The organism is Lonsdalea britannica (assembly GCF_946477055.1).
Classification (GTDB): domain Bacteria; phylum Pseudomonadota; class Gammaproteobacteria; order Enterobacterales; family Enterobacteriaceae; genus Lonsdalea; species Lonsdalea britannica_A.
In genome coordinates this window covers 1-9554 of sequence record NZ_CAMKXG010000134.1, presented here as the reverse complement: position 1 = coordinate 9554, position 9554 = coordinate 1, and the positions used below count along the sequence as shown (strand labels likewise).

At 57.5% G+C, this 9554-nt stretch carries 9 protein-coding genes; 3 read left to right on the top strand and 6 right to left on the bottom strand.

Annotation, left to right across the window (positions count from 1 at the left end; genetic code table 11):
• Together Q7O77_RS10380 and Q7O77_RS10375 are read right to left on the bottom strand one after the other, a co-directional pair.
• Window positions 1-1680 (bottom strand): DEAD/DEAH box helicase (locus tag Q7O77_RS10380; RefSeq protein ID WP_304166669.1); only part of this gene is annotated, 1680 nt, incomplete at its 3' end.
• 2 nt (window positions 1681-1682) lie between these two features.
• Window positions 1683-1826, bottom strand: a complete 144-nt coding sequence (locus Q7O77_RS10375; RefSeq protein ID WP_304166666.1) for a hypothetical protein — start codon at window positions 1824-1826, stop codon at window positions 1683-1685.
• 274 nt (window positions 1827-2100) lie between these two features.
• Between Q7O77_RS10375 and rsuA the strand changes: the two genes are divergently transcribed.
• The 3 genes from rsuA (at window position 2101) to Q7O77_RS10360 (ending at window position 4808) form a co-directional block, all read left to right on the top strand.
• On the top strand, window positions 2101-2799 hold the full coding sequence (rsuA, locus tag Q7O77_RS10370; protein ID WP_304166663.1) for a 16S rRNA pseudouridine(516) synthase RsuA: 699 nt from the start codon (window positions 2101-2103) through the stop codon (window positions 2797-2799).
• A gap of 150 nt (window positions 2800-2949) precedes the next feature.
• Entirely contained in the window at window positions 2950-4140 is a 1191-nt protein-coding gene (locus Q7O77_RS10365) for a Bcr/CflA family multidrug efflux MFS transporter (protein ID WP_304166661.1), read from the top strand.
• A gap of 323 nt (window positions 4141-4463) precedes the next feature.
• Window positions 4464-4808, top strand: coding sequence for a YejG family protein (locus Q7O77_RS10360; protein WP_085652911.1), 345 nt, complete (start codon window positions 4464-4466; stop codon window positions 4806-4808).
• A 26-nt stretch (window positions 4809-4834) separates the two neighbouring features.
• Here Q7O77_RS10360 and yejF read toward each other — a convergent pair whose 3' ends face one another.
• The 4 genes from yejF to Q7O77_RS10340 form a co-directional block, all read right to left on the bottom strand.
• Window positions 4835-6427, bottom strand: coding sequence for a microcin C ABC transporter ATP-binding protein YejF (gene yejF / locus Q7O77_RS10355; RefSeq protein ID WP_304166657.1), 1593 nt, complete (start codon window positions 6425-6427; stop codon window positions 4835-4837).
• 1 nt (window position 6428) lies between these two features.
• Window positions 6429-7454 carry an ABC transporter permease gene (locus Q7O77_RS10350; protein WP_304166654.1) on the bottom strand — a complete coding sequence of 342 codons (1026 nt, stop codon included), beginning with the start codon at window positions 7452-7454 and terminating at the stop codon, window positions 6429-6431.
• Window positions 7451-8533: a microcin C ABC transporter permease YejB gene (locus tag Q7O77_RS10345; protein ID WP_304166651.1), complete on the bottom strand. Its 1083-nt coding sequence runs from the start codon at window positions 8531-8533 to the stop codon at window positions 7451-7453. Before Q7O77_RS10345 ends, Q7O77_RS10350 begins: the two co-directional genes overlap by 4 nt.
• Window positions 8534-8542: 9 nt before the next feature.
• The coding region (locus Q7O77_RS10340; RefSeq protein ID WP_304166648.1) for an ABC transporter substrate-binding protein at window positions 8543-9554 on the bottom strand (1012 nt) is incomplete at its 5' end.

Sequence of the window (9554 nt, the reverse complement as noted above, 5' to 3'; positions counted from 1 at the left end):
CTGGCGGGCGACGACGAAGTCGGGCGCGCGCAGCCGCTCCTGCTGCTGCAGAATGTCGGCGCTGGTTTTCCAGGCGAAGGGGACGCCGGGCGCGCGCTGATGAACGCGCAGAAATACATACTCAAAGGCCTTTCGTTGCGCGGGCGTATGCAGCCGGAAACGTTCATTGACCTCTGCGCCGTCCTCATCGTGGTAGGTGATGCGCAGCCAGTCGCCTTGACTATCCGCTCCCGGCGTCAGGCTCATGCCGCTGCAGCGCAGCACGAGGGCGTCACGGAGTTTCAGCGCGGCTTTGAGCATATCGTCAGGATCGACCAGTATGGCGTCGCACTGATGGCAGCGACGGGCGGCAATATCGTTTTCAGCGCCGCAATGCGGGCAGCTTTTAAAGCGGAAGCGGTAGTCGCACTGCTCGCGTCGGCCATCATCCTCTTCGGTAAACCCCTGACAGCGGCGGCCGAAATGTTCGATGACCGTCCCGTCTTCCGTACATTTTCCCCAAAACAGATTGGCAAAGCCGCACTGTGGGCAGAACACCTGCACCGGCTGGCTGTCCGCGTGCGACTTGCTCGCGCCGACTTCCGGCGTGTAGAGGTCGAAGGGATTGCCCGCGTAGTCCAAAATCAGACAGTCGGTTTTGCCCGGAGAGAGACGCAGACCGCGCCCGACAATTTGCTGATACAGGCTGACGGATTCGGTAGGGCGCAAGATAGCGATCAGATCGACATGTGGCGCGTCAAAGCCGGTGGTCAGCACGGAAACGTTGACTAGGTAGCGCAACTGCTGCTGCTTGAACGCCGCAATCAGGGCATCGCGCTCTCCGGGCGGGGTTTCACCGCTGATGAGCGCCGCTTCGCCCTCTGGCAGCAGGTGGGTGATTTCAGTGGCGTGTTCCACCGTGGAGGCGAAGATCATTACGCCTTTCCGGTCGGCTCCATAGTCCTGAACCTGACGGATGATTTGCGGCGTGACGCGTTTCTGACGCTTCAGCTCCCGGTTCAGGTCGGCTTCGCTGAACAGCCCGTGACTTTGTACTTTCAGTTTGCTGAAGTCGTACTGAATCACCGGCATATCCAGACGGTCCGGTGGCACCAAAAAACCGTGTTTAATCATGTAACGCAGCGGCAGCTCATAGATACAGTCACGAAACAGACAGTTTTCGTCTCCTCGCACCATCCCATGATAGTGGTATTGATAGATCCACCCCTTGCCGAGCCGATAAGGCGTCGCGGTCAGGCCCAGTAGCCGCAGCCGGGGATTGACGCTCTGCAGGTGGCGCAGAATCTGGCGGTACTGGCTATCATCCGCGTCTCCGATGCGGTGACACTCATCGACGATCAGCAATGAAAACGCATGATCGAAATGCGTCAGATGGCGAGCGACGGATTGAACGCTGCCAAAGACTACTTTGCCCTGACTTTGGCGTTGTCCCAGTCCGGCGGAAAAGATATCGGCTTCCAGTCCCAGCGCCCGATACTTGGCGTGGTTTTGCTCGACCAGCTCTTTGACGTGCGCCAAGACCAGCACGCGTCCGCGCGCCAGTCGCGCCAGCTCGGCAATCACCAGACTTTTGCCCGCGCCGGTAGGAAGAACGATCACGGCGGGCGAGGCGTGATGACGAAAATAGTCCAGCGTGGCGTCAACGGCCTCGCGCTGGTAGGGACGTAGCGTAAACGACATAGTTAGCGATAGAGCAGGGCAGTTAACGACAGGATGGACTCCGCTTTTCGCGCGTCGGCATCAAGGCGGACGCCTTGATGGAAAGCGACGGCAACGTGGGAGCGCAATGGCGTTTTCTTGGCGTGGTGCTCGGTTGGTATCATCATTTGTAGTACTTCATCACCCTGAATTGATGACATAATAAGGCTCCTTTGGAATATGCACACCACCATTGAGAAGGGTTCCGCCGCTTGGACAGCAGCGAAATTGCTTCTATTATGCCTATTACTCAGGATAGGAGCGAGCAACGGTAGGCGTTGAGCCGGTCAACCAGCAAGCATTTGCGGTCGGCGCGGCGAACACAGCGACACGATGACTCGTTCCTGCACGCAGGGCCAAGCCCTGACCAGCCACATATGCAATATAGGCAGTAAACCGTTAATGCGATTGGACAAATTTTTATCTCAGCAGTTGGGACTCAGCCGTTCCCTGGTCGCGCGTGAACTTCGCGCTCAGCGAGTCACTGTGGATGGCGAAGTCGTCAAAACCGGCTCTTTCAAGCTGTTGCCGGACCAGATCGTCGAGTTTGACGGTCGTCCCCTCGAACAGCAGCACGGGCCGCGCTATTTCATGCTGCATAAGCCGCAGGGCTATGTCTGTTCTACCGACGATCCGGACCACCCGACTATCCTATACTTTATGGATGAGCCGATGGCGCATAAGCTTCACGCCGCAGGCCGCCTGGATATTGATACCAGCGGACTGGTGCTGTTGACGGACGACGGGCAGTGGTCTCATCGCATCACCTCGCCCAAACACCACTGCGAGAAAACCTATCTTGTGACGCTGGAACAGCCTTTACACCCGGAGACGGCCGCGCAGTTCGCCGCCGGGATCCAGCTGAACAATGAAAAGAGTCTGACGCTGCCCGCCACGTTGGAACAGGTCGATGATCAGCAGGTGCGCTTGACCATCAGCGAAGGTCGCTACCATCAGGTGAAACGCATGTTTGCCGCGGTGGGGAACCACGTGGTGGCGCTTCACCGGGAGCGTATCGGCGGTATCGTTCTGGACGCGTCGCTGGACGAGGGCGAGTACCGTCCTCTGACGCCGGAAGAAGTGGCCAGCGTCGGCCTCTAACCGTCTTCTGATCGGGGCCGTCATTGGTATGGGCGGCCCGACCCGTTCAGCGTTTCGTCAATCGTTGCGTCCAGACCGTCGGTGAAAAAGTGCGGGGCCACGTGCTCCTTCGTCGTGGGATCGTGTTGTCTATCAGGAGAATGATTTTCAGTGCAAGCTCAACTACCTTCCCGCGTTGGTCTGATCGTCATTCTGGGCCTGATCTCCATGCTGATGCCGCTCGCCATCGACATGTATTTGCCTGCGCTTCCGGTTATCGCCAAAGAGTTTGACGTAGACGCCGGACGCGTGCAGATGACGCTCAGCGCCTACATCTTCGGCTTCGCCATCGGCCAGATATTTTACGGCCCAATGTCGGACAGCGTCGGACGTCGCCCGGTCATTCTCGGAGGCGTGATCATGTTCACGGTCGCCGCCGTCGCCTGCGCGCTTTCACAAACGGTGGAACAGCTGGTGGCGATGCGCTTTCTTCATGGCCTGTCCGCAGCGTCCGCGAGCGTGGTCATCAATGCGCTGATGCGGGATATGTTCTCCAAAGAGGAGTTCTCGCGGATGATGTCGTTTGTCATCCTGGTCATGACCGTCGCCCCTCTGCTGGCGCCCATTTTAGGCGGCGCGCTGCTGTTTTGGTTGAACTGGCATGCCATTTTCTGGACGATCGCCGCCGCCTCGCTTCTGACCTCTGTGCTGGTCTGGAAATATGTGCGTGAGTCGCTGCCGCCAGAACGCCGACAGCGGTTTAACCTGCAAACGACGCTGAACAACTTTGTGCTGCTGTTTCGCCATCGCCGGGTGATGAGCTATATGCTCGCCAGCGGCCTATCGTTCGCCGGTATGTTCTCGTTTCTCAGCGCAGGGCCGTTCGTGTACATCGATCTGAACGGCGTGTCACCGCAGAATTTCGGTTACTATTTTGCGCTTAACATCATCTTTCTGTTCCTGATGACGTTGTTGAACAGCCGCATCGTGTCGCGAATGGGGGCGTTATTTATGTTCCGCCTGGGCATTCTGATTCAGTTTGTCATGGGGATCTTTCTGGTGGCGGTTTGCGCCCTGCATCTGGGGTTTCTGCCGCTGGTCGTCGGGGTAGCCATCTATGTCGGCTGCGTGGCGACGGTCGCCTCAAATGCGCTGGCCGTGGTGCTGGGCGATTTCCCGCATATGGCGGGGACGGCCTCTTCCGTTGCAGGGACGTTGCGTTTCGGATTGGGTTCGCTGGTCGGCGTTGCGCTGTCGGTGGCGGCGTTCCATACGGCCTGGCCGATGGTGATCAGTATGGTGGTGTGTTCGGCGGGCGCATTGGCGCTTTATGTGTATGCCAACCGGCCTCGTCGTGCTTGAGTCGATCGCGACATGCCACAACAAAGAAGCACGAATGTTCCTTAATTGTGAATATTTTGCTCTAAAAAGTGAATAATATGAAAATAACGGTTGAGATATCGGGGGTAAAAGGTTACATATAACAAAAATTACCCCTCATTCGTGATCGCCTTAACAAAATATAACCGTCAGAATGGGTTATCACGAACAGGTCGCCGGGTGGTTTTACCGCCGCGAGCGCCTTAGCGCAGGGCTGATGTCAGGCAGGAAGCCCGCGTCAAAGATGTTTTGATTATGTTTTTATTTTGTAAATTTGCATTTTTGCTTAACCGAGGAAAACAGCTGTGAATAGTCTTCAACTTTCGGTGGTTCATCGTTTGCCGCAAAGTTACCGTTGGTTAACGGGTTGCACGGGTATCCGTGTAGAACCGATCCCCCTCAACGGCAGCGAAGATGACGATAACCTCATCGGATTCAAGATGTTAAGTCATGATGAAGAAGATGCTCGCCGTATTATGCCGCAGCTGAAACGATCGCTGGACGAAATCCAGGTGGAGTGCAGCGTGCTGGAATGGGAAGGGGAGTCCTGCCTGTTTCTGCACCGTCAGGATGAAAGCGCCGCCTTATGTCGGCTGAAAAATCTGGGCGTGGCGATTGCCGAGCCCATTAGCGCGCAATATCCCTTCTGAAAGGCAACCCGCAGGCCGGGTTGCTCTCACATCGATAACTGCAGTAGCTCACGCGTGTAGGGCTGCTGTGGCTCAGTAAAGACTGCCCGACACTCTCCCTGCTCCACGACGTGACCCTCTTGCAGCACGATCACCTGATGGCACAGCGTGCGGACCACCTGCAGGTCATGACTGATAAACACATAAGCGAGCCCATGTTTGCGCTGTAGCGCCTGTAACAGCGTCAAAATCTGCGCCTGTACGGTGCGGTCGAGCGATGACGTCGGTTCATCCAGAATCAGCAGTTCGGGTTGCAGGATCAGCGCACGGGCAATGGCGATACGCTGGCGCTGGCCGCCGGAAAACTCAGACGGGTAGCGATGGCGGCTGTCCGGGTCTAGCCCCACTTCCTGCAGCGTGGCGACCACCCGCGCTTCGCGCTCTGCGGACGTCATTTTGGCATGCACGGTGAGCCCTTCGGCAATAATCTGCTCCACATTCAGGCGTGGATTCAGCGAGGAGTTGGGGTCCTGAAACACGACCTGTATGCGTCGACGCATCGGCAGCATTTGACGACGGCCGAACTGATGCAGTGGCTGACCATCGAACCAGATTTCACCTTGAGAGACCAGCAGCCTCAGCAGCGCCAGCCCCGTGGTGCTTTTGCCGGAGCCGGATTCGCCGACCAATCCCAGACTTTCCCCCCGTCGCAGCGTAAAGCTAATGTCCTGCACTACCTGTTTTTCTGCCGTTTTACGCTTCAGTAACCCGCGTTTGACCGGGAAGCTCACGCTCAGGTGTTTGACCTCCAACAGCGGCGAAGGCTCCGTCGTCAGCGCAGGGGGATCACCGGTCGGTTCAGCGTTCAGCAGTTGGCGCGTATAAGGATGTTGGGGAGACGTCAGCAGCGCATGAGCCTGATTGAGTTCAACGCATTGGCCGTTTTGCATCACTGCGATGTTGTCCGCCAGTCGCCGGACGATGTTCAGGTTATGAGTAATAAACAGCAGACTCATCCCCAGCTCCTGCTTTAACTCCGCCAGCAGGGTCAGGATTTGCGCCTGCACCGTGACATCCAGCGCCGTGGTTGGCTCGTCAGCAATCAGCAAATCGGGCTGGGTGAGCAACGCCATCGCGATCATGATGCGCTGACGCTCTCCGCCCGACAGTTGGTGCGGGTAGTCCGCCAGTCGGGATTTCGCCTGCCGTATACCGACGCGCTCCAGACACTCGACGATCTCGCCGCGTGCCGCTTCCCGACGCATTCCCCGGTGTAGCGACAGCACTTCCGCCAGCTGTTTTTCCACGCTTTGCAGCGGATTGAGCGAGACCATCGGCTCCTGGAAAATCATGGCGATACGATTGCCGCGCAACCGCCTCAACGTCTCTTCCTGCGCATGCAGTAGGGATTGACCGTCGAACAGAATATCGCCCTGAGGATAGCGCGTCGGCGGGGAAGGCAGCAGGCGCAAAATCGACAGCGCCGTCACGCTTTTCCCAGAGCCGGACTCGCCGACCAGCGCGAGCGTTTCGCCCGTGTGAATATCGAAGGAAACGCCGTCTACCACGCGCCTTTCGGCATCACCGTGCTGGAAGGCGATGCTGAGATCTTTGATCTGTAACAGGGGAGTCGTGGTCATATCAATACACCTTGCTCGGGTCGAAGGCGTCGCGTACCGCTTCGCCGATAAAGATCAGGAGTGACAGGACGATCGCCATTACCATGAAGATGGTGATCCCGAGCCACGGCGCCTGCAGGTTATTTTTGCCTTCGAGCAGCAGTCCGCCCAGCGAGGGCGAGCCTATCGGCAGGCCGAAGCCCAGAAAGTCCAGCGACGTCAGCGTGATGATGGAACCACAGAGGATAAACGGCAGGTAGGTGAGCGTCGCCACCATCGCATTGGGCAACATGCAGCGGAAGATAATCATGAGGTCACTGACGCCCATGGCCTGCGCTGCCCGGATATAGTCGAAGTTGCGGGTGCGCAGGAACTCCGCCCGCACCACGCCGACCAGCGTCATCCAGCCGAACAGCACGGTAATCGCCAGCAGCCACCAGAACGTCGGTTGCAGCACGCTGGAGAGCAAAATAATCAAAAATAGCGTCGGCATGCCCGACCAGACTTCGATAAAGCGTTGCCCCCAAAGGTCGAGTCGGCCGCCGTAGTAGCCCTGCGTCGCGCCGACGACAATGCCGATAACGGAGGACAACAGGGTGAGCGACAGGCCGAACAGGAGCGACAGACGAAAGCCATATAGCACCTGCGCTAACACGTCTTTGCCCTGACTGTCGGTGCCGAGCAGATTGTCCCAGGACGGCGGCGAGGGAAATGCCGTGGTCGTGGCGTAATTGATGGTGTCGTAGTGATAACGCACCGGAGGCCACAGGGCCCAGCCATGATCTTCCAGCCGTTTGACCAGATACGGATCGCGATAGTCGGCCGTAGTAGCAAACTCACCGCCAAAAGTGGTTTCGCTATAGTTGGCCATAAACGGCACATAAAACTGACCGTCATAGCGCACCAATAGCGGCTTATCGTTGGCGATCAACTCCGAAAACAGCGTGACGATGAAGAAGATCAGAAAAATCCACAGTGACCAGTAGCCCCGGCGATTGTGTCGGAAGCGCGCCCAGCGGGCTTGGTTAGGGGGACTGAGTCGACTCATTGGCGCTCCTCAAAATCAATACGCGGATCGACCAGCGTGTAGGTCATGTCGCTGATGATATTCAGCAGCAAGCCGACGAGCGTGAAGATATACAGCGTGCCGAACATGACCGGGTAGTCGCGCTGTAGTGTGGCATCGTAGCCCAATAGCCCCAGCCCATTGAGCGAGAACATGACTTCGATCAGCAGCGAACCGGTAAAGAACATGCTGATAAAGGTGGCGGGAAAACCGGCGATGACCAGCAGCATGGCGTTGCGGAATACGTGACGGTACAGAATGCTTTTCTCATTGAGCCCTTTGGCGCGTGCGGTGACGACGTATTGCTTGCGGATCTCATCCAGAAAGGCATTTTTGGTCAGCATCGTCAGCGTGGCAAAGCCGCCGATCACCAGGGCCAACACCGGCAGCGTGATATGCCACAGATAGTCGGTGATCTTGCCGTACCAGGGCAGGGTGTCGAAGTGGCTGGAAACCAGACCCCGCAGCGGGAACCAGTCCAGATAGCTGCCGCCCGCGAACAGTACGATTAGCAGGATAGCGAACAAAAATGCCGGGATGGCGTAACCAACCACGATCAGCGTGCTGCTCCAGGTATCAAAGCTCGAACCGTCGCGAACCGCCTTTTTGATACCCAGTGGTATTGAGACCAGGTAGATAATCAGCGTGCTCCACAGCCCCAGCGAGATGGACACCGGCATGCGATCCTTGATAAGGCTGATCACCGACTCGCCGCGAAACAGGCTATCGCCGAAGTCGAAACGCACATAGTCCCACAGCATCTTGAAATAGCGTTCGTGCAGCGGTTTGTCGAAGCCGTAGCGTTGGGTGATTTCCTGTATCACCTCCGGATCCAATCCCCGACCGCCGCGATAGGTATTCTCTACCGAGGGTTTGCCGCCCAGCCCGTTGGCCTGACCGCCGCTGCTGCCGTAGCCGCTCAACTGTCCCATCTCAATCGCCGCGATGGCCTGATCGACCGGTCCGCCCGGCGCGATTTGAACGATAAAGAAATTGACGGTGATAATCGCCCACAAAGTAGGGATCACGAAAAGCAGTCGTCGTAACAGGTAATTTCCCATATTCAGTCCTTATTGCCGTTCGGCCGGGAGGGTGGCGGCTTTATCAGCGTCGTACCACCAGCTGTCAAACCCCAGCGCGTACGTCGGACGTACGGCGGGGATACCGAACTTGTTCCAATAGGCAAAGCGGTCATGATTGCTAAACCACATCGGGATCATGAACTGTTGCCAGGTCACTACCCGATCTAGCGCGCGCCCGAGCGGCAGCAACGCCGACTTATCGCCCTGATGGCGGATAATCTCCTCAATCAGGTGATCGATGGCGGGATCTTGCACGCCGGGGGAGTTGTAGCTGGAGTCGAGATACTGGCTGCTCCAGCTCATCGCCAGATTAGCGCTGGGATACGGCTCGGTGACATAGGGCCGCGACAGCATATCGAAATCCCGCTTGCGCAGACGGTTGTTGAACTGCGGCACATCCACCATACGCACCGTCATCTCGATGCCCAGTCGTTTCAGACTGTGCTGAAACGGCAGCACGAACTGAGCGTTGCCAGCGTTGGAGATCAACAGCTCAAACCGAAAGGGGCGGCCGGTCTGCTGGTTGACCAGCGCGTTGTTTTTTAGCTCCCAGCCCGCCTGCTTCAGCAGGTCGAGCGCTTGCAGCAGATGCGCGCGATCGTAACCGTTGCCGTCGGATTCAGGCGGACGGTAAGCGGGACCAAAGACTTCTGCGGGTATGCGATCTTTTAACGGCGTCAGCCATTGCAGCTCGCTGGCGCTGGGAAGGCCCGTCGCCGCGTACTCCGTGTTTTGAAACAGGCTATTGGCACGCTGATAGCTGTTAAAAAACAGCGCTTTGTTCATCCAGTTGAAATCAAACGCCAGCGTCAGGGCCTGACGTACCCGCCGATCCTGAAACAGGGGGCGCGTTGTGTTGAAGACCAGCCAGCGCGTCGACTGTGCCGCCGTGTTCAGCTCGTCTTTCTTGACGATGTAACCGCGTGAGAAATTGCCGCCCTGATATAACGTCGTCCACTGTTTGGGCGAGCTTTCGATACGCATATCGAAAGCCCCGGCT